This window comes from Sanguibacter inulinus (genome assembly GCF_013415325.1).
GTDB lineage: Bacteria > Actinomycetota > Actinomycetes > Actinomycetales > Cellulomonadaceae > Sanguibacter > Sanguibacter inulinus.
The window spans coordinates 38,541-57,003 of sequence record NZ_JACBYE010000018.1; the positions used below are offsets into that span (position 1 = coordinate 38,541).

Consider the following 18,463-nt stretch of genomic DNA (forward strand, 5'->3'; position numbering starts at 1 on the left):
CCTATCGTCTGTCGTGCCCCGAGCGTGCACTGACACCCGGCGGCAGAGGTCACACCGCTGCTGCGGCGACGATCTCGGTCACCCGAGGCCGCCACCACTGACCAGGCCTCAGCCGATGCCTGTGGCCCACCCGATGAGCTCGAGCAGCGGCGCCGGGAAGACGCCGAGCACGACCACGAGCGCAGCGCACACCGCGACGGCCACGGCTGTGGGGCCCAGGCCCGTGACGACGGTGACCTGGGGCGCACCGTCCGCGAGCAGCACAGACGTCTGCGCCGGGCTGCTGGTCAGGCCCTCCGAGTCGCCCTCGACCCGAGCGCCCGGGCTGGCAGGTCCGTCCGGGACCAGGCCGGCAGGTCCGTCCTGGAGTGTCCCGGCAGGGTCCATGAAGAACATGATGACGATGATCCGGATGTAGAAGAACACCGCCACGGCAGAGGCGAGCACACCGACGACGGCGAGCACCTCGCCCGTCCCGAGCTGCGGGTTGCCCTCGACAGCCGCCGAGAAGGCACCGAACTTCGCGATGAAGCCCGCGGTCAGCGGGATCCCGGCGAAGGACAGCAGGAACACCGAGAAGCACGCGGCGAGCCAGGGGCTGCGCTTGCCGAGCCCTGCCCACTGGCCCAGGTGCGTGGCCTCCCCGAGGACCTCTCCCCCGCTGCCCCGTTCGCGGACGAGGGAGACGACCCCGAAGGCGCCGACCGTGGCGACGCCGTAGGCGACGAGGTAGAAGATCACGGCCTTGATGCCCTGCGGGTTGAAGCCGAGGATCGCGACGAGCACGAAGCCCGCGTGCGCGATCGAGGAGTACCCGAGCATGCGCTTCATGTCGGTCTGGGTGGCACCGACGACCACGCCGACGGCCATCGTGGCGATCGCGACGACCCACATCGCCGTCTTGAAGGACAGCAGCATGTCGAGCGTGCCGCCGAGCCCGCCGAACCAGAGGATCCGCACGAGCGCCCCGAAGGCGGCGATCTTGGTGCACGCCGCCATGAACCCGGTGACCGGGGTCGGGGCGCCCTGGTAGACGTCGGGCACCCATGCCTGGAAGGGCACCGCACCGACCTTGAACAGCAGACCGCAGACGACCATGAGGAACCCGACGAGCCACAGCAGCTCCCAGCCGTCGGGCGAACCGCCCTGCACGACCGCGGTCGACGCCGTGGCCAGGTCGGCGAAGCGCACCGAGCCCGAGTAGCCGTACAGCAGGGCCGATCCGAAGAGGAAGATCGCCGAGGCGAACGCACCGAGCACGAAGTACTTGAACGACGCCTCCTGCGACAGCAGCCTGCGGCGACGGGCCATGCCCGACATCACGTAGAGCGGCAGGGAGAGCACCTCGAGGGCGATGAACATGGTGAGCAGGTCGGCCGCTGCGGGGAAGATCAGCATCCCGCCGATCGCGAAGAGCAGCAGCGGGAACACCTCGGTCTGCTCGAGGCCACGACGACGCGCGAGCTCCTCGTAGTCCGAGCCCGGGATCGCCGCGACGCTCGGCGCGAAGGCGTCCTGCCCGCTCGCGCTGCGGTCGACGACCACGAGCACGGCGAGGAAGGCCACGACGAGGATCGTGCCCTGGAACATCAGCGCGATGCCCTCGATCACGAGCGACCCGCCGAGGACGACGACGGCGCCAGGCTTGTCGGGTCCGAGCCACTCGACGCACTGCCAGACGACCACGAGCAGCGCGGCGACGAGCGCCACGAGGATCAGCGGCACCTGGACCGCGCGCCGGAGCCGCGCGGGGACGAAGGCCTCGACGAGGACCGCGAGCACACCGGCCCCGAAGACGACGAGCAACGGCGCGACGGCGGTCCACTGCACCTCGGGCGGCGTGAAGCTCCCGGCGGCGACGACGGCGGTCGCGGTCGAGCCTGCGGCTGCGCTGGCGGCTGCGGTGGTGAGGATCATGAGTCGCTCCCCTCGGTCTGTGCGTCGGAGAGCGGGACGACGTCGGCGACGCCGACCTGCTCGAGGGTGACTGCTGCGGGGTCGCGGACCAGGTCGAGCGCAGGCCCGGGCACGAAGCCGAGCACGAGGAGCGCGACGACCAGCGGGGCGACCACCCAGCGCTCGCGCGCCGAGAGGTCACGCGTCCCGGCGAGCTCGGGCCGCGCGGGGCCTGTGAAGATCCGCTGATAGGTCAGCAGCACGTAGAGCGCCGCGAGCACGACCACGAAGGCCGAGACGATCGCGGCGACGGGGTACCTGCCGAAGGACCCGACGAGCACCATGATCTCGGAGACGAAGGTCGACAGTCCTGGGAGCGACAGCGCGGAGAGCCCGGCGAGCAGGAAGACCCCCGCCAGGACCGGGGTGACCTTGGCCAGGCCGCCGAGCTCGCTGATCCGGCGCGAGCGGCCTGTCACGGTCCGCCGGACGACGAAGCCGCCGACGAGGAACAGCAGCCCTGTCGAGATCCCGTGGTTGAGCATGTAGAACGAGGCACCCGAGACGCTGAGCTGGGTGAAGGCGAAGATGCCCAGGACGATCACGCCGAAGTGCGACACCGAGGTGTAGGCGACCAGGCGCATGAGGTCGTCCTGCCCGAGGGCGAGCAGCGCGCCGTAGAGGATGGACACGACAGCCAGCACGATCACCACCGGCGCCGCCCACCGGCTCGCGTCGGGGAACAGCGGGAGGCAGAGCGTGAGCATCCCGAAGGTGCCGACCTTGTCGAGCACACCGACCAGCAGGACGGAGGTGCCCGCGGGTGCGTGCTCGGCGGCGTCGGGCAGCCAGGATTGCACGGGGAACATCGGGGCCTTGATCGCGAAGGCGAGGAAGAACCCGAGGAACAGCAGGCGCTCGGTCGTCTGGTCGAGGCCGAGCCCTGTGAGGTTGTCCGTGAGGAAGCCCTGCTCGCCCCCGGGTCCCTGGACGTAGAGCACGATCACCGCGGCGAGCATGACGAGCCCGCCGGCGAGGGAGAAGATGAGGAACTTGATCGCCGCGTACCGGCGGCGGGCGCCGTCGCCGAAGCCGCCGATCATGAAGTACACCGGGACCAGCATGGCCTCGAAGACGACGTAGAAGAGGAAGACGTCGCGCGCGCTGAAGACGAGCACCATGAAGGTCTGCAGCACGAGGACCAGCGCGAGGTAGTGGCGCAGACGCCCCTCGCCGGCCTCGCGGAGGACGACGTCGGTCGGGCTCTCGGGACCGGCAGCACCGGGAACGCCGGACGCGCCGGAGGCGCTGCCGACGCTGCCCTTCGCGCGCCGGGTGCTGGCGGCACCGCTGACGCCCTGCTCGCGCCAGGCGGCGCCGATGACGAGCGGCACGAGGGCCACGCTCAGCACGACGAGCAGGAGTCCGACCCCGTCGACGGCCACGGCATAGCTCGCGCCGATCTGCGGGATCCACGCGTGGGTCTCGGCGAGCTGGTGGACGGCGGCCCTGGAGGTGTCGAAGGCCGCGACGGCGGCGACGACGAGCAGCACCTCGACGAGCGAGAAGGCGAGCGCGACGGGCCGAGCGAGCCTGCGCGAGCCACGGGGCAGCGCCCACAGCACGAGCGCGCCGACGAGCGGCACGACGGCCAGCAGGGTGAGCCACGGGATGTTCGGGTCGATGGTCATCTGTCCGCCCCTCTCAGTTCCACACGAGCAGGACGACGACGACGAGGACACCGAACCCTGCGAGCATCATGGCCGCATAGGACCGGACGTAGCCGTTCTGGATCTTCTTCACGGCCTCGCCGAGCAGACCCAGGGCACCTGCGGCTCCCATGAACCCGCCGTCGACGACCTTCTTGTCGGCGTAGACGAGGGACCGCGTGAGGTACTGCCCGGGGCGCATGACGAGGTTCTCGTTGACGACGTCCTGGTACAGGTCGGCGCGCGCGGCACGGGTCAGGACGCTGCCCGCGGGCGGCTCGACGGGGACCGTCGAGGCACCGTACTGGCGCCAGGCGAGGACGGCCCCGCCGAGCACGAGCAGCAGCGTGAGGACCATGATCACCGGGACGGGCAGCACGGGCTCGTGGTGCTCGACGTGTCCGGTGACGGGCTCGAGCCAGGACGCGAACGCTCCCCCGACCATGAGCAGACCACCGAGGGCTGCGGACCCGACGGCGAGGACCACCATCGGCACGGTCATGAGGGCGGGCGACTCGTGCGGGTGCCGTACCGGCAGCCCCGAGCCGTCGTCGCTCTCGACCCAGCGGCGCTGGCCGTGGAAGGTCATGAAGAACAGCCGTGACATGTAGAAGGCCGTGATCCCTGCACCGACGAGCGCGACAAGACCGAAGACCCAGGGCTGCCAGCCGTGGCCGCCGTCGGCCGCGAAGGCGCTCTCGATGATCTTGTCCTTGCTCCAGAACCCAGAGAAGGGCGGGATGCCGAGGATCGCGAGCCAGCCGAGCCCGAAGGTCACCCAGGTGACCTTCATGACCGCGGAGAGCCCGCCGAACCTGCGCATGTTCACGTCGTCGGACATGCCGTGCATCACCGAGCCTGCTCCGAGGAACATGCCGGCCTTGAAGAACCCGTGGGTCAGCAGGTGGAAGATCGCGAAGGCGTAACCGATCGGGCCGAGGCCCGCGGCGAGCATCATGTAGCCGATCTGGGACATGGTCGAGGCGGCGAGGGTCTTCTTGATGTCGTCCTTGGCACAGCCGACGACAGCACCGAACACCAGGGTGACGGCGCCGACGACGGCGGTGACGAGCAGGGCGTCCGGGGCCAGCGTGAAGACCGGGCCGGATCTGACGACGAGGTAGACACCCGCGGTGACCATGGTGGCGGCGTGGATGAGCGCGGAGACGGGCGTCGGGCCCGCCATCGCGTCCCCGAGCCAGGACTGCAGGGGAAACTGGGCGCTCTTGCCGCAGGCCGCGACGAGCAGCATGAGGGCGATCGCGGTGAGGCGGCCCGTGTCGGTGGTCTCGGCCCCGGCGAAGACCGAGGCGAAGTCGACGGCCCCGAAGGAGCTGAACATCAGCATGAGCGCGACGATCATCCCGACGTCGGCGACGCGGTTGACGATGAAGGCCTTCTTCGCGGCCGTCGCGTTGGCGGGCACGTGGTTCCAGAACCCGATGAGCAGGTAGGACGCGAGCCCCACACCCTCCCAGCCGACGAAGAGCAGCAGGTAGGAGTCCGCGAGCACGAGCAGCAGCATCGCCGCGACGAAGAGGTTGAGGTACGCGAAGAACCTGCGCCTGTCCGCGTCGTGCTCCATGTACGCGACCGAGTACAGGTGGATGAGGGTGCCCACGAAGCTCACGAGCAGCACGAAGGTCAGCGACAGCGGGTCGACCCGCAGGCCGACGTCGACCACGAGCGAGCCGGCGTCGAACCAGCGCCCGACGTGCACGTCGACGACGCGGTCGGCGGCGTCCCAGCCGAGCAGGGTGAGCAGGTACACGGCGCCGAGCACGAAGGTCGCCGCCGAGGCGAGCACACCGAGCCAGTGCCCCCACGCGTCGGCGCGGCGGCCCGCGAGCAGCAAGATCCCGGCACCGACGAGCGGCACGACGACCAGCAACCAGGCAGAGTCGATCACAGAGGTGTCCACAGGTGTCCGCTCCCCGTCAGTTCTTCAGCAGGTTGACGTCGTCGACCGACGCAGACCTGCGGGTTCTAAAGATGGACACGATGATGGCGAGCCCGACGACCACCTCGGCGGCGGCGACGACCATCACGAAGAAGGCGATGACCTGGCCGCTGAGGTCTCCGTGCATGCGCGCGAAGGTGACGAAGGCGAGGTTGGAGGCGTTGAGCATGAGCTCGATGCCCATGAACACGATGATCGCGTTGCGGCGCAGCAGCACCGTCGCGGCGCCGATCGAGAAGAGCAGGGCCGAGAGCACGAGGTAGTTGGACATGTCCATGTCAGCTCTCCTCCTCGGTGGTCCGCGGCGGGGTGGGGTCGTCCGCACCCGGGGCGACAGGGTCTGCCGTCGGCTCGCCGGGCCGGTCCGTGCGGTCCACGTCGTGCGACGGGCCCGAGCCGACACCTCGTGGTCCCTGGCCGGACAGGTGCGCGATCTGCGCGTCGAGCGGCGCCTGCCGCTCCTGCCCGCGCACCCGCAGCACCCGCGAGACCGAGGCCTCGATGGGGCGGCCCTGCGGGTCGAGGGCCGGGACGTCCATCGCGTTGCGCTGGGCATAGACCCCCGGGGCGGGCAGCGGGACGAGCGACTCTCCGCTCGCGACCCGTGCGTCGGCGCGCTCCTTCTGACCCACGCGCGGGGTGAGCCGCTGCTTGTGGGTGAGCGTGAGGGCGGCGAGGGCGGCCGTGATGAGCAGGACGCCGACGACCTCGAGGTTGAACACGAAGTCGCCGAAGAGCACCCGGGCGATCGCGACGGGGTTGGTGTCGGCGTTCGCGGCCTCGAGACCGATCCCTGCGGGGAAGGACACCCGCAGGATCACACCCACGAGCACGGCGCCGAGCCCGATGCCGAGCAGCCAGCCCACGAGCCGCTGGCCACGGATGGTCTCGACGAGGGAGTCCGAGGCGTCCACGCCGACGAGCATGATGACGAAGAGGAAGAGCATCATCACGGCGCCCGTGTAGACGACGATCTGCACGATGCCGAGGAACGGCGCCTCGAGGGCGACGTACATGACGGCCAGGCAGACCATGACGAAGACGACGCAGAGCGTGGCGTGCACGGCCTTGCGGGCGAAGAGCAGCCCGAGCGCGGCGATCACCATGAGCGGCGCGAGGCACCAGAAGAGGACGGCCTCCGCCCCGCTCGTCACGAGCGGCCCGTCCCGGTCGGAGCGGGTGCAGTCGCGGCTGGACCCGGGGCGCCCCGCCCGGCGGCGGCGCGCGCCGTCTCGAGCGTCGGGTCGTCGGGCCTGTGCTCGGCGACCCAGGCGACCTGCTCGGGCGTCGGTCCGGTGACCTCGCCGCGGTAGTACTGGGTGTCCTCGGTCCCGGGGACCATCGGGTGCGGTGCGGCGAGCATGCCGTCGCGCAGCGGGGCCAAGAGGTCCTCCTTCTCGAAGATCAGCCCGGCACGTGTCGGGCCCGTCAGCTCGTACTCGTTGGTCATGGTGAGCGCGCGGGTCGGGCAGGCCTCGATGCACAGGCCGCAGAAGATGCAGCGCAGATAGTTGATCTGGTAGACGCTCCCGTACCGCTCACCGGGTGACCTGTGGCCCCCGTCGGGGAGGTCGGCGTTGCTTGCGCCCTCGACGTAGATGGCGTCCGCGGGGCAGGCCCAGGCGCAGAGCTCGCAACCGATGCACTTCTCGAGGCCGTCGGCATAGCGGTTGAGCTGGTGCCGGCCGTGGTAGCGGGGCTTGGTGGGCACCTTCTCGAAGGGGTACTGCTCCGTGACTGTGGGCCGGAACATCGAGGAGAAGGTCACGCCGAATCCCGCGACGGGCGCGATGAGCTCGCGGACCCCCGACGCGGCCGGGCGCAGCTGCTGGTACCCGGCTGCGCCGTCGGTCGAGCCTGTTGCAGGTCCGCCGGTCGTCTCGCGGCCGCCGTCACCGCTGTGCGTGCCGTGCGTGCCGTGGTCACTCATCGTCGGTCTCCTTCGCGTGGGCCGTCGAGCTGTCGGACGCTGCTGGGACGCCTGGGTCGCCTGGACCTGCGGAGATCGCCGCCGTGGCTCGCTGGCGCCGTGCTGCACGCGGCGAGGGCGGGAGCGACTGACCGGGCAGCGGGGGGACGGGATATCCGCCCGCGAAGGCGTCGAAGGGCTCGCCGGCCGCAGCACCGCCGGCGCCCGTAACTCCCGGCTCCTGCGCCGACGCAGGCTGCTTCTCGGGCCAGAACCTCAGCACCAGCATCGCCAGCAGGGCGACCGCGAAGACCACGACCCCGACGGTCTGGAGGTCGACACCGCTGAACTCGCGGACGCCGCGCACCACAGAGACGCACACGATCCAGGCGAGCGCCGCCGGGATGAGCACCTTCCAGCCGAAGCGCATGAACTGGTCGTAGCGCAGGCGCAGGACCGTCCCGCGGATCCACACGAAGAGGAACATGAAGCCCCACATCTTCACGAGGAACCAGAGGATCGGCCACCAGCCCTCGTTGAACATGCCGTCGTTGATCGCGGAGATCGGGAAGGGGGCGCGCCACCCGCCGAGGAACAGCGTCGTGGCGACTGCGGAGACGTTGATCATGTTGATGTACTCGGCGAGGAAGAACCACGCGAACTTCATCGAGGAGTACTCGGTCATGTACCCGGAGACGAGCTCGCCCTCGGCCTCGGGGAGGTCGAAGGGAAGACGGTTGGTCTCGCCGACCATCGAGATCACGTAGATGAGGAAGGCCGGGAACAGCGGCAGGATCAGCCAGTACTCGGTCTGGTAGTCGACGATGTCACCCGTCGACATCGAGCCGACCATGATGAACACGCTCACGAGGGACAGCCCCATCGCGAGCTCGTAGCTGATGACCTGCGCCGTCGAGCGGACCGAGCCGAGCAGCGGGTAGGTGGAGCCCGAGGACCAGCCGCCGAGCACGATCCCGTACACGCCGACCGACGCGCAGGCGAGGATGTACAGGACCGCGACGGGGAAGTCTGTCAGCTGCGCGGGTGTCGAGATGTTCGTGAAGGGGATGGTCACCTGCGGTCCGAGCGGGATGACCGCGAAGGTCAGCAGCGCGCAGAACACCGAGATCATCGGCGCGACGAGGTAGACGATCTTGTCGGCCGCCTTGACGGTGATGTCTTCCTTGAGCAGCAGCTTCATCGCGTCGGCGAGGGACTGCAGGAGCCCGAAGGGCCCGTGCACGTTGGGCCCTGGCCGCACCTGCATGCGGGCGACCACCTTGCGCTCGAACCAGATCGCGATGAGCACGCTCGTCAGCAAGAACACGAGGATGAGGACGGCCTTGACGAGGTAGGTCCAGAAGGTGTCGTTCGAGAAGTCGACCATCACGCACCGTGCCCTTCGACGGAGGTCGGTGCGGCGCCGGCGGCGCGCACCTGGACGACGGCGCCGGGCGAGACGCCGAGGGTGCTGTGCACCTGCGACCCCGGGGAGTTGAGCGGCACCCAGACGACGTGGTCCGGCATGTCCGTCACGACGAGCGGGAGCGTGATCGCGCCTGTCGACGTGGACACCTCGACCGACGAGGGCAGGTCACCGCCGACAGGGGCCGCACCCCTGCCTGCGCCGGTCACGAGCGCCGCCGCGGTCGCGGCCGACATCCGGGCGACAGGCCGCTTGGCCGTCCCGGCGAGGAAGAGCTCGCCGTCCTGGGCCCGCCCGCAGTCGAGCAGCATCCGCCACCCGGCGAGCACAGCCTGACCAGGCTGGAGCCCCGCAGGCTCGGTCACGGGCTCGGCAGGAGCCTCGACCCGCGCACCGTCCCAGCCGGCGAGCTGCTCGATCTCGGCGCGCACGGCGTCGAGCGAACCCAGACCGAGCGAGACACCCATGACGTCGGCGACGGCGTCGAGCACCCTGTGGTCGGACAGCGCAGAGGAGTCGAGCGCTGCGGGGAAGGGACGGATGCGCCCTTCCCAGCTCCAGTACGCGCCGGCCTTCTCGGCCGGCGGGGCGACGGGGAAGACCACGTCCGCGTGCTCGGTCACGTCGCTCGCCCGCACCTCGAGCGAGACGACGAAGTCCGCCACCTCGAGGGCACCGCGCGCCGCGACAGGGTCGGGCAGGTCGGCGAGCTCGAGACCGCCGACGACCACACCGCGCAGCCGCCCCTCCGCGAGCGCCGAGACGATCCCGGCCGTGTCGAGGCCCGGGGTCTGCGGGAGGGTGTCGACCGACCACGCGGCCGCGAGGTCGACCCGCGCCGCGGCGTCGGAGACCGGGCGACCGCCCGGCAGCAGGGTGGGCAGGGTGCCGGTCTCGACCCCGCCGCGCTCACCAGCACGCCGCGGGACCCAGGCGACCCGTGCTCCTGTGTGCTCGGCGAGCCTCAGCACGGCGGAGAAGCCTCCGGGGACGCCGGCGAGGCGCTCCCCGACGAGGATCACGCCCCGGCCGCCGTCCGCGAGCGCGTCACGGACGTGGGCGAGGTCGTCGTCGGTCCCGACGTCGTCGAGCACCTCGGGCTCGGTCCCCGGCGCGGCGGGGAGCAGCTCTCCGCCGCGGTCGCCGATCCGCAGCAGACCACGCGAGGCGAAGGGCGCGATGCTGAACGCCCGCAGACCGCGAGTCTTGGCGGCCTTGCGCAGCCTGAGGAACACGACCCCGGCTTCTTCCTCGGGCTCGAGCCCGACGAGCAGCACGGCCGAGGCCGACTCGAGAGCGTCGAAGGTGACACCCAGACCAGAACCGGCGACGGCGTGCCCGAGGAAGGCGAGCTCTTCGTCGGAGTGCACCCGGGCACGGTGGTCGACGTCGTTGGTGCCGAGCACCACCCGGGCGAACTTCGCGTAGGCGTAGGCGTCTTCGATCGTCAGCCGACCGCCGGGCAGCACACCGACACCGCCGGCCGAGCGCCTGTCTGCTGTGCACGCGGCCCGCAGACCGGCGGCGGCCGCGTCGAAGGCCTCCATCCAGCTGGCGGGGCGCAGCTCGCCCCGGAAGCCGTCGGCCCCGCGCTCGCGGATCATCGGTGTGTTGATCCGGTCGGGCGCGGTCTGCCACGTGAAGGCGAAACGGTCCTTGTCGGTGATCCACTCTTCGTTGACCGCAGGGTCCTCCCCCGCCAGCCGGCGCATCACGGTGCCGCGGCGGTGGTCGACGCGGATCGCCGACCCCGAGGAGTCGTGCTCGGCGACGGACGGCGTCGAGACGAGGTCGAAGGGACGGGACCGGAACCTGTAGGCGGCCCCGGTCAGGGCACCGACCGGGCAGATCTGCACGGTGTTGCCGGAGAAGTACGACGCGAAGGGCTGACCTGACTCGTCGGGCTCGGCGCCGCCCGTGGGCCTGTCGCCCGGGCCGACGGGGTCCGCGAAGCCGAGCACGTCGGTGTCGAAGCGGCCGATCTGCTGCTGCGCGCCACGCTTCTGCAGGTCGATGAAGGCGTCCCCGGCGATCTGCTTGGAGAACCTCGTGCAGCGCTGGCACAGGACGCAGCGCTCGCGGTCGAGGAGGATCTCGGTCGAGATCGAGATCGGCTTGGGGAAGGTCCGCTTGACGTCGACGAAGCGGCTGCTCGGCCGACCGTTGCTCATGGCCTGGTTCTGCAGGGGGCACTCGCCGCCCTTGTCGCAGACCGGGCAGTCGAGGGGGTGGTTGATGAGCAGCATCTCCATGACCCCCTTCTGCGCCTTGTCGGCGACAGCCGAGGTGTGCTGGGTCTTGACGACCATGCCGGGTGTCGCCTCGAGGGTGCAGGAGGCCTGCGGCTTGGGCATCGGACGGACGTTGCCCTCGCGGTCGGGCATCGCGACGTCGACGAGGCACTGGCGGCACGCACCGGCGGGCTCGAGCAGCGGGTGGTCGCAGAACCTCGGGATCTGCACCCCGACCTGCTCGGCTGCGCGGATGACGAGGGTGCCCTTGGGCACGGAGACCTCGACGCCGTCGAGGGTGAAGCTGATGTGGTCGGGCCGTGCGGGGGGCTCGGCCTGTGCGCCCTTGTCGACAGCGCCTTTGTTGTCGGTGACGGTCATCAGTGGCCTCCTGCGCCGGCTCCTGCGAGCGCAGCGGCCCGCGTCCTCGGCGGATAGTCGAACAGGGCGGAGCGCGCGGGTGGGAACAGCTCGCTCGCGGGGGTGTGCATCCCGGCCTCGAACTCCTCCCGGAAGTACTGGACGGCTGAGGTGATGCACGAGGTGGCACCGTCGCCGAGGGCGCAGAACGCGCGGCCGAGGATGTTGTCGCAGGTGTCGAGGAGCGTGTCGATGTCGCCCTGCGTGCCCTGCCCGGCCTCGAGGCGCCGGAGCACCTGCTTGAGCCAGTACGTGCCCTCACGGCACGGGGTGCACTTGCCGCAGGACTCGTGGGCGTAGAACTCGGTCCACCGGGTCACGGCGCGGACCACCGAGGTGGTCTCGTCGAAGATCTGCAGCGCCCGGGTGCCGAGCATGGAACCTGCGGCGGCGACAGACTCGTAGTCGAGCGGGACGTCGAGGTGCTCGGCCGTGAAGATCGGCGTCGAGGACCCGCCGGGCGTCCAGAACTTCAGCTCGTGCCCCTCTCGGACGCCACCGGCCATGTCGAGCAGCTCGCGGAGGGTGATGCCGAGCGGTGCCTCGTACTGGCCTGGACGCGTGACGTGGCCCGAGAGCGAGAACAGCCCATGGCCGGCCGACCGCTCGGTCCCCATGGAGGTGAACCAGGAGGCCCCGCGGGCGACGATCTGCGGCACGGAGGCGACAGACTCGACGTTGTTGACGACTGTCGGCCGGGCGTAGAGACCGGCGACGGCCGGGAAGGGCGGCTTGAGCCTCGGCTGGCCGCGCAGCCCCTCGAGGGAGTCGAGCAGCGCGGTCTCCTCGCCGCAGATGTACGCACCCGCGCCGGCATGCACGGTGACGTCGAGGTCGAATCCTGAGCCGAGCACGTCCTTGCCGAGGAACCCTGCGGCGTAGGCCTCCTCGACGGCCTTGAGCAGCCTGCGGTAGACGTGCAGGACCTCCCCGCGGACGTAGATGAAGGCGTGGTGGCAGCCGATCGCGTAGGAGGTGATGGCCACCCCCTCGACGAGGGTCTGCGGTGTGGCGAGCATGAGCGGGATGTCTTTGCAGGTCCCCGGCTCGGACTCGTCGGCGTTCACCACGAGGTACCGCGGGCCGCCGTCGGGGGCGGGCAGGAAGCCCCACTTCATGCCCGTCGGGAACCCTGCACCGCCTCGGCCGCGCAGGCCGGAGTCCTTGACGGTCTGGACGACGTCGGCGGCAGGCTGGGCGAGGGCTGCGCGCAGTCCCTCGTACCCGCCGTTCGCCAGGTAGGTCTCCAGCGTCCAGGAGCGCTCGGCCTCCCAGTGCGCGGAGAGGACCGGTGCGAGCTCGGTGCTCATCGCTCCCCCTCGGTGGTCGTCGACGTGGTGTCGGCGGCCGCAGGCTCGGTCTTCTCGTCGGCGGCCGGTGCCGGCTCGTCGGTCGACGTGGTGGTGGCCGGCGAGGTGTCGGCCGGTGTCTCCTCGGTGCGCTCGGCGCTCGACTGCTCGGCGCCTGTCGACGGGGTCGCGTCGGCGGCCCCGCCGCCCTGGGCTGGAGCGTCCTCGTCGGGGGTCTGGTCTTCGGCACCGGTCCCACCCGGGCCGTCGGCGCCTGCAGTCCAGCCGTGCTCGCGCGCCAGCCGGGTCCCCCGGGTGGTGGGCTCGCCGGCTCCGACGCCCTCGTCGGCGCGGCCGTCCGTGAACCCCGCGAGGACGCGGGACATCTGCTTGAAGGAGCACACCGAGGACGCACCGCGGGTCGGTGCGACGTCCTTGCCCAGACGGAGGTCGTCGACGACGCCGCGGGCGCTCACCGGGGTCTGCTGGTCGAAGAACTCCCAGTTGACCATCATCACCGGCGCGTAGTCGCAAGCCGCGTTGCACTCGATGCGTTCGAGGGTCACCGCGCCGTCGTCGGTCGTCTCGTCGTGGCCGATCCCCAGGTGCTCGGACAGCTCGTCGAAGATCTCGTCGCCGCCCATGATCGCGCAGAGCGTGTTGGTGCAGACCCCGACCGTGTACTCACCGTTGGGGCGGCGCTTGTACTGCGTGTAGAACGTCGCGACAGCCGACACCTCGGCCGGGGTGAGGTCGAGGACCCCCGCGCAGAACGTGATGCCCGAGCGCGAGACGTAGCCGTCCTCGGACTGGACGAGGTGCAGCATCGGCAGGAGCGCGGAGCGGGCCTGCGGATACCGGGCGACGATCTGGTGGGCGTCGGCGGTCAGCCGGGCGAGGGTGACCTCGTCGTAGCCGGTCCCCGTGGGGCCGACAGGTCGCTGCCCGGCGGGCTGGGTCTCGAGGCTCATCGGTCCACACCTCCCAGGACTGGGTCGAGCGAGGCGACCGCGACGACGACGTCGGCGACCTGGCCGCCCTCGCACATCAGGGCGACAGCCTGCAGGTTGTTGAAGGACGGGTCGCGGAAGTGCGCCCTGTAGGGACGGGTGCCGCCGTCCGAGACCAGGTGCACGCCGAGCTCGCCTCGGGGGTGCTCGACGGTCTGGAACACCTGCCCGGCCGGGACCCTGAAGCCCTCGGTCACGAGCTTGAAGTGGTGGATGAGAGCCTCCATCGACTGCCCCATGATCTCCCTGATGTGCTCGAAGGAGTTGCCCGCACCGTCGGTCCCGACCGCCAGCTGCGCGGGCCACGCGATCTTCTTGTCGGCGACCATCACGGGTTCACCCACGGAGCGCTCGAGCCGCTCGATGCACTGCGCGGCGATCTTGAGCGACTGGTAGCACTCTTCGATGCGCAGCACGACGCGGGAGTAGCAGTCGGCGTCGGTCGAGGTCGGCACGTCGAAGTCGTAGGTCTCGTAGCCGCAGTACGGCGCGGACTTGCGGACGTCGTAGGGCAGGCCCGCCGAGCGGAGCACCGGACCTGTCACCCCGAGCGCCATGCAGCCCGCGAGGTTGAGGTGCCCTGTGCCGACGAGCCTGGACTTGAAGATCGGGTTGGCGAGCATGAGGTCGCCCAGCTGCGCGAGGTACTTGCGGACCTCGGTGTCCATGTGCCAGAAGTCCTCGGACAGTCCCGCCGGGACGTCCTGCGCGACACCTCCTGGGCGGATGAACGCGTGGTTCATGCGCAGCCCCGTGATCGACTCGAAGATCCGCAAGATCTCCTCGCGGGCCGTGAAGGAGATGGTCATGACCGTCGTCGCGCCCATCTCGTTGCCGCCGGTCCCCAGGCACACCAGGTGGCTCGCGACCCTGTTGAGCTCCATGAGCAGCACCCGGATCACCTGCGCGCGATCGGGGACGTCGTCCTCGATGCCCAGCAGCCGCTCGATCCCGAGGCAGTACGCGGCCTCCTGGAAGAACGGGGCCAGGTAGTCCATCCGCGTGCAGAAGGCGACACCCTGGGTCCAGGTGCGGAACTCCATGTTCTTCTCGATGCCCGTGTGCAGGTAGCCGACCCCGCAGCGCGCCTCGGTCACGGTCTCGCCGTCGATCTCGAGCATGAGGCGCAGGACCCCGTGGGTCGAGGGGTGCTGGGGACCCATGTTGACGACGATGCGCTCTTCGCCCAGCTCGGCGATCTCGGCCGCGATCTCGTCCCAGTCCCCGCCCGAGGACTCGAAGGACGGGACCGACGTGTCGTCGACAGGCGGGCGTGCGGCGTGCGGCGTCCCTGATCTGCTCTGCGTGCTCACGAGTAGGACCTCCTCTGGTCCGGCGGGGGCACCGTCGCACCCTTGTACTCCACGGGGATGCCACCGAGCGGATAGTCCTTGCGCTGCGGGTGGCCCGGCCAGTCGTCAGGCATGGCGATCCGGGCCAGGGCCGGATGACCGTCGAAGACGATCCCGAAGAAGTCCCAGGTCTCGCGCTCGTGCCAGTCGTTCGTCGGGTAGACGGTCGTGGTCGTCGGGATGTGCGGGTGGGAGTCGGGGACGGTGACCTCGAGGCGCAAGGACCGGCCGTGGGTGATCGACGTCAGGTGGTACACCGCGTGGAGCTCTCGCCCGACGTCACCGGGGTAGTGCACGCCCGAGACACCCAGGCTCAGCTCGAAGCGGAGGTCCTGGTCGTCGCGCAGCGCCTGGCACACCGCGACGATGTGCTCCGGCCGCACGTGGATGGTCAGCTCGGTCCGCGCACCCGAACCGGCGGGCGGGTCGACCACCACACCCTCCACAGCAGCGTCGAAGGCTGTCCCACCCTCGGCCAGCACCTCGGCGAGGACGTCGACCACCTCGTCGTACCAGCCGCCGTAGGGCCTCGGCGTCGCGAGCGGCCGGGTGACCGGGCGGACAAGACCGCCGAAGCCTGAGGTGTCCCCCGAGCCGTGAGCGCCGAACATGCCTGTGCGGACCTCGACCACCTCGAGCTCTTCACGCCCCTCGGGAGCGGCCGGGGCCGCGAGCACGTCGCCGCCGGCTGTCACGTCGGTCCGCGGCTCGGCCGCCGACCCTCCCGTCGTGCCGGGGTCTTTCTCCGTCATCGCAGCAGCCCCTTCATCGCGGAGGTCGGGGTCGCCTCGAGCGCGGCGGCCTCGGCGGCGCGGGCTGCCTCCCGGCGGTTGACGCCGAGCGGCTGGTCCTGGATCTGCTGGTGCAGCGCGAGGATCGAGTTGATGAGCATCTCGGGGCGGGGCGGGCACCCGGGCAGGTAGATGTCCACGGGAACGATGTGGTCGACACCCTGGACGATCGCGTAGTTGTTGAACATGCCGCCGCTCGACGCGCACACACCCATCGACAGCACCCACTTGGGCTCGGGCATCTGGTCGTAGACCTGACGGACCACCGGAGCCATCTTCTGGCTCACGCGTCCCGCGACGATCATGAGGTCCGCCTGGCGCGGCGACGCGCGGAACACCTCCATGCCGAAGCGCGAGAGGTCGAAGCGGCTCGCGCCCGCCGCCATCATCTCGATCGCGCAGCACGCGAGCCCGAAGGTCACCGGCCACAGCGAACCCTTGCGGAAGTACCCCGCAAGGTCTTCGACGGTGGTCAGGAGGAATCCTGAGGGAGCTTCTTCGATCCCCATGTCGTCAGTACCTCTCGTCGCGTGGCGTGGCCGAGGTCGGACAGGCTCGCAGCGCGGTCGAGACGCGCGACGGTCCTCCTCGGGAGGTGCAGGTGCGCAGGTGCAGAGTCATCAGTCCCACTCGAATCCGCCGCGGCGCCACTCGTAGACGAAGGGCACGGTGATGAGGGCGAGGAAAGAGAGCATCGCGACGAGCCCGAACATCGCGAGCGTCGAGAAGTCGACGGCCCACGGGTAGAGGAACACGACCTCGATGTCGAAGATGATGAAGGTCATCGCGACCAGGTAGTACTTCACCGGGAAGCGCCCCCCGCCCGTCGCGTGCGGTGTCGGCTCGATCCCGCACTCGTAGGCGTCGAGCTTGGCGCGGTTGTAGCGCTTGGGACCGATGACAGCGCTCGCGGCGACGCCGCCGAGAGCGAGGACCATCGCGATCCCCATGAGGACCAGCAGCGGGACGTAGGGGTTGTTCATGCGTTCGGCACCACCCTCGCGAGCCCGGCGATCACGCGGTCGACGATGTCGCCGCCGTGAGGCTCGTAGCAGTCGGACAGGAGCTTGACGACGATCTTCATGACGAGCGGCCTGGGCAGCCCGTAGGTGGTGCACAGGCGCATGACGCGCGGGTGCTCGATCACCCGGACGAAGATCCGCCCGAGCGTGTAGTAGCCGCCGAGGTCGCGGCTCATGGTGTCGGCGTAGGTCGACAGGGCCCGCTCGCGCGAGTCGTCCGTGGTCCGTGCGGCGGCCTGGGCGATCACGTCGGCGGCGACGCGGCCGGCCTGCATGGCGTAGGCGATGCCCTCACCGTTGAAGGGGCTCACCATGCCGCCCGAGTCACCGACGAGCATGAGTCCGCGGGTGTAGAGCGGCTTGCGGTTGAAGGCCATCGGCAGGGCGGCCCCGCGGACCGGGCCGATCTGGTTCTCGGGGGTGAAGCCCCACTCTTCGGGGGTGTTCTCCATCCACTGCGCGAAGAGCTTCTTGTAGTCGATCTTCGTGGCGGCGGCCGTCGAGGAGACCGACCCGAGGCCGACGTTGACCGTGCCGTCGCCGAGGGCGAAGATCCAGCCGTACCCGGGCAGCAGGTTGGACTTCCCCGGGGCGCCGTCCCACAGCTCGAGCTGGGACTCCATCCACGGGTCGTCGTGGCGGGGGCTGGTGAAGTAGGTGCGGACCGCGACACCCATCGGCCGGTTCATGGCCTTCTCGATGCCGAGCGACGTCGCCATGCGGGCCGAGACACCGTCGGCGGCGATGACGACAGGTGCGCGGTAGGTGGTCTCGTCGCCGGCGCGACGTCCGTCGGCGTCGACGGGCCTGGCGGTGACACCGACCACCCGACCGGTCCGCTCGTCGACGACGGGTCCGGTGACGTTGGTGCGCTCCATGAGCTTGGCGCCGGTCGCCCGGGCGTGCTCGGCGAGGGTCTGGTCGAGGTTCATCCGCGAGCGCGCGAGCCCGTACGACGGGTACGAGCGGAGCTCGGGCCAGGGGAACTCGAAGGACCGTCCGCCCGCGACGGCGCGCAGGCCGATGTTGCGGATCCAGCCGTCTTCCTCGCGGGTGGGCACACCCATCCGGACGAGCTCGCTCACCGCTCGCGGGGTCAGTCCGTCGCCGCAGATCTTGTCGCGAGGGAAGCCTGACTTCTCCATGAGGATGACGTCGAGGCCAGCGGCGGCACAGTAGTGCGCAGCGGCAGACCCGGCCGGGCCCGCGCCGACGACGATGACGTCTGCGTCATCGTTGCCCGTGAGTCTCATGCCGTGCCACCTGTCCGACGCGAGCTGCCTGTGAGGTCTGGGCCGGGGGTCACGCCGTGACAGAGGTCACCGTCGAGCCCCGTACCTGCCGTGCTGGTCCTGCGGGTCGTGCTGCTGATCCTGGCCGTCTCGCGACGACCGCTTGTGAACTTCTTCACAAGCGACGAGGCCACTCTATCCACGGTTCCCTCACAT

15 protein-coding genes are annotated in these 18,463 nt (G+C 70.3%); all 15 read right to left on the reverse strand.

Features of this window, described 5'->3' with window-relative positions; all coding sequences use genetic code 11:
• Window positions 1–108: 108 nt before the first annotated feature.
• The 15 genes from nuoN to HZZ10_RS09215 all read right to left on the reverse strand — a co-directional run bounded on the left by nuoN (window position 109) and on the right by HZZ10_RS09215 (window position 18,268).
• On the reverse strand, window positions 109–1,917 hold the full coding sequence (gene nuoN, locus HZZ10_RS09145) for an NADH-quinone oxidoreductase subunit NuoN (RefSeq protein WP_179913268.1): 1,809 nt from the start codon (window positions 1,915–1,917) through the stop codon (window positions 109–111).
• Entirely contained in the window at window positions 1,914–3,587 is a 1,674-nt protein-coding gene (locus tag HZZ10_RS09150) for an NADH-quinone oxidoreductase subunit M (RefSeq protein WP_179913269.1), read from the reverse strand. Before HZZ10_RS09150 ends, nuoN begins: the two co-directional genes overlap by 4 nt.
• A gap of 13 nt (window positions 3,588–3,600) precedes the next feature.
• Entirely contained in the window at window positions 3,601–5,514 is a 1,914-nt protein-coding gene (gene nuoL / locus HZZ10_RS09155) for an NADH-quinone oxidoreductase subunit L (RefSeq protein ID WP_179913270.1), read from the reverse strand.
• A gap of 28 nt (window positions 5,515–5,542) precedes the next feature.
• Window positions 5,543–5,842 carry an NADH-quinone oxidoreductase subunit NuoK gene (gene nuoK, locus HZZ10_RS09160; RefSeq protein ID WP_012865773.1) on the reverse strand — a complete coding sequence of 100 codons (300 nt, stop codon included), beginning with the start codon at window positions 5,840–5,842 and terminating at the stop codon, window positions 5,543–5,545.
• 1 nt (window position 5,843) lies between these two features.
• On the reverse strand, window positions 5,844–6,719 hold the full coding sequence (locus tag HZZ10_RS09165; RefSeq protein ID WP_179913271.1) for an NADH-quinone oxidoreductase subunit J: 876 nt from the start codon (window positions 6,717–6,719) through the stop codon (window positions 5,844–5,846).
• Entirely contained in the window at window positions 6,716–7,495 is a 780-nt protein-coding gene (nuoI, locus tag HZZ10_RS09170) for an NADH-quinone oxidoreductase subunit NuoI (RefSeq protein WP_228087327.1), read from the reverse strand. The genes HZZ10_RS09165 and nuoI overlap by 4 nt, the downstream gene beginning before the upstream one ends.
• Window positions 7,488–8,861, reverse strand: a complete 1,374-nt coding sequence (gene nuoH / locus HZZ10_RS09175; RefSeq protein ID WP_179913288.1) for an NADH-quinone oxidoreductase subunit NuoH — start codon at window positions 8,859–8,861, stop codon at window positions 7,488–7,490. The genes nuoI and nuoH overlap by 8 nt, the downstream gene beginning before the upstream one ends.
• Window positions 8,861–11,512 (reverse strand): NADH-quinone oxidoreductase subunit G, encoded by a 2,652-nt coding sequence (locus HZZ10_RS09180; protein WP_179913272.1) that lies wholly within the window; start codon window positions 11,510–11,512, stop codon window positions 8,861–8,863. The genes nuoH and HZZ10_RS09180 overlap by 1 nt, the downstream gene beginning before the upstream one ends.
• Window positions 11,512–12,861, reverse strand: a complete 1,350-nt coding sequence (gene nuoF / locus HZZ10_RS09185) for an NADH-quinone oxidoreductase subunit NuoF (protein ID WP_179913273.1) — start codon at window positions 12,859–12,861, stop codon at window positions 11,512–11,514. Before nuoF ends, HZZ10_RS09180 begins: the two co-directional genes overlap by 1 nt.
• A complete protein-coding gene (gene nuoE, locus HZZ10_RS09190) occupies window positions 12,858–13,811 on the reverse strand; it encodes an NADH-quinone oxidoreductase subunit NuoE (protein WP_179913274.1) in 954 nt (317 codons plus the stop codon). The genes nuoF and nuoE overlap by 4 nt, the downstream gene beginning before the upstream one ends.
• Window positions 13,808–15,163, reverse strand: coding sequence for an NADH-quinone oxidoreductase subunit D (locus tag HZZ10_RS09195; protein ID WP_179913275.1), 1,356 nt, complete (start codon window positions 15,161–15,163; stop codon window positions 13,808–13,810). Before HZZ10_RS09195 ends, nuoE begins: the two co-directional genes overlap by 4 nt.
• On the reverse strand, window positions 15,160–15,954 hold the full coding sequence (locus HZZ10_RS09200; RefSeq protein WP_056136575.1) for an NADH-quinone oxidoreductase subunit C: 795 nt from the start codon (window positions 15,952–15,954) through the stop codon (window positions 15,160–15,162). Before HZZ10_RS09200 ends, HZZ10_RS09195 begins: the two co-directional genes overlap by 4 nt.
• The gene (locus HZZ10_RS09205; protein ID WP_056136574.1) at window positions 15,951–16,502 is read right to left on the reverse strand and encodes a NuoB/complex I 20 kDa subunit family protein; all 552 of its coding nucleotides are present in this window, start codon (window positions 16,500–16,502) and stop codon (window positions 15,951–15,953) included. The genes HZZ10_RS09200 and HZZ10_RS09205 overlap by 4 nt, the downstream gene beginning before the upstream one ends.
• A 111-nt stretch (window positions 16,503–16,613) precedes the next feature.
• On the reverse strand, window positions 16,614–16,976 hold the full coding sequence (locus tag HZZ10_RS09210; protein ID WP_056136572.1) for an NADH-quinone oxidoreductase subunit A: 363 nt from the start codon (window positions 16,974–16,976) through the stop codon (window positions 16,614–16,616).
• Window positions 16,973–18,268: a geranylgeranyl reductase family protein gene (locus tag HZZ10_RS09215; protein ID WP_179913276.1), complete on the reverse strand. Its 1,296-nt coding sequence runs from the start codon at window positions 18,266–18,268 to the stop codon at window positions 16,973–16,975. The genes HZZ10_RS09210 and HZZ10_RS09215 overlap by 4 nt, the downstream gene beginning before the upstream one ends.
• Between the last annotated feature and the right edge of the window lie 195 nt (window positions 18,269–18,463).

Excerpts from the sequence above, each read along its gene's own strand:
- nuoN (WP_179913268.1), bottom strand. The coding sequence starts at position 1,917 with ATGATCCTCACCACCGCAGCCGCCAGCGCAGCCGCAGGCTCGACCGCG.
- HZZ10_RS09150 (WP_179913269.1), bottom strand. The coding sequence starts at position 3,587 with ATGACCATCGACCCGAACATCCCGTGGCTCACCCTGCTGGCCGTCGTG.
- nuoK (WP_012865773.1), bottom strand. The coding sequence starts at position 5,842 with ATGGACATGTCCAACTACCTCGTGCTCTCGGCCCTGCTCTTCTCGATC.
- nuoI (WP_228087327.1), bottom strand. The coding sequence starts at position 7,495 with ATGAGTGACCACGGCACGCACGGCACGCACAGCGGTGACGGCGGCCGC.
- nuoH (WP_179913288.1), bottom strand. The coding sequence starts at position 8,861 with ATGGTCGACTTCTCGAACGACACCTTCTGGACCTACCTCGTCAAGGCC.
- HZZ10_RS09180 (WP_179913272.1), bottom strand. The coding sequence starts at position 11,512 with ATGACCGTCACCGACAACAAAGGCGCTGTCGACAAGGGCGCACAGGCC.
- nuoF (WP_179913273.1), bottom strand. The coding sequence starts at position 12,861 with ATGAGCACCGAGCTCGCACCGGTCCTCTCCGCGCACTGGGAGGCCGAG.
- nuoE (WP_179913274.1), bottom strand. The coding sequence starts at position 13,811 with ATGAGCCTCGAGACCCAGCCCGCCGGGCAGCGACCTGTCGGCCCCACG.
- HZZ10_RS09200 (WP_056136575.1), bottom strand. The coding sequence starts at position 15,954 with ATGACGGAGAAAGACCCCGGCACGACGGGAGGGTCGGCGGCCGAGCCG.
- HZZ10_RS09205 (WP_056136574.1), bottom strand. The coding sequence starts at position 16,502 with ATGGGGATCGAAGAAGCTCCCTCAGGATTCCTCCTGACCACCGTCGAA.
- HZZ10_RS09210 (WP_056136572.1), bottom strand. The coding sequence starts at position 16,976 with ATGAACAACCCCTACGTCCCGCTGCTGGTCCTCATGGGGATCGCGATG.
- HZZ10_RS09215 (WP_179913276.1), bottom strand. The coding sequence starts at position 18,268 with ATGAGACTCACGGGCAACGATGACGCAGACGTCATCGTCGTCGGCGCG.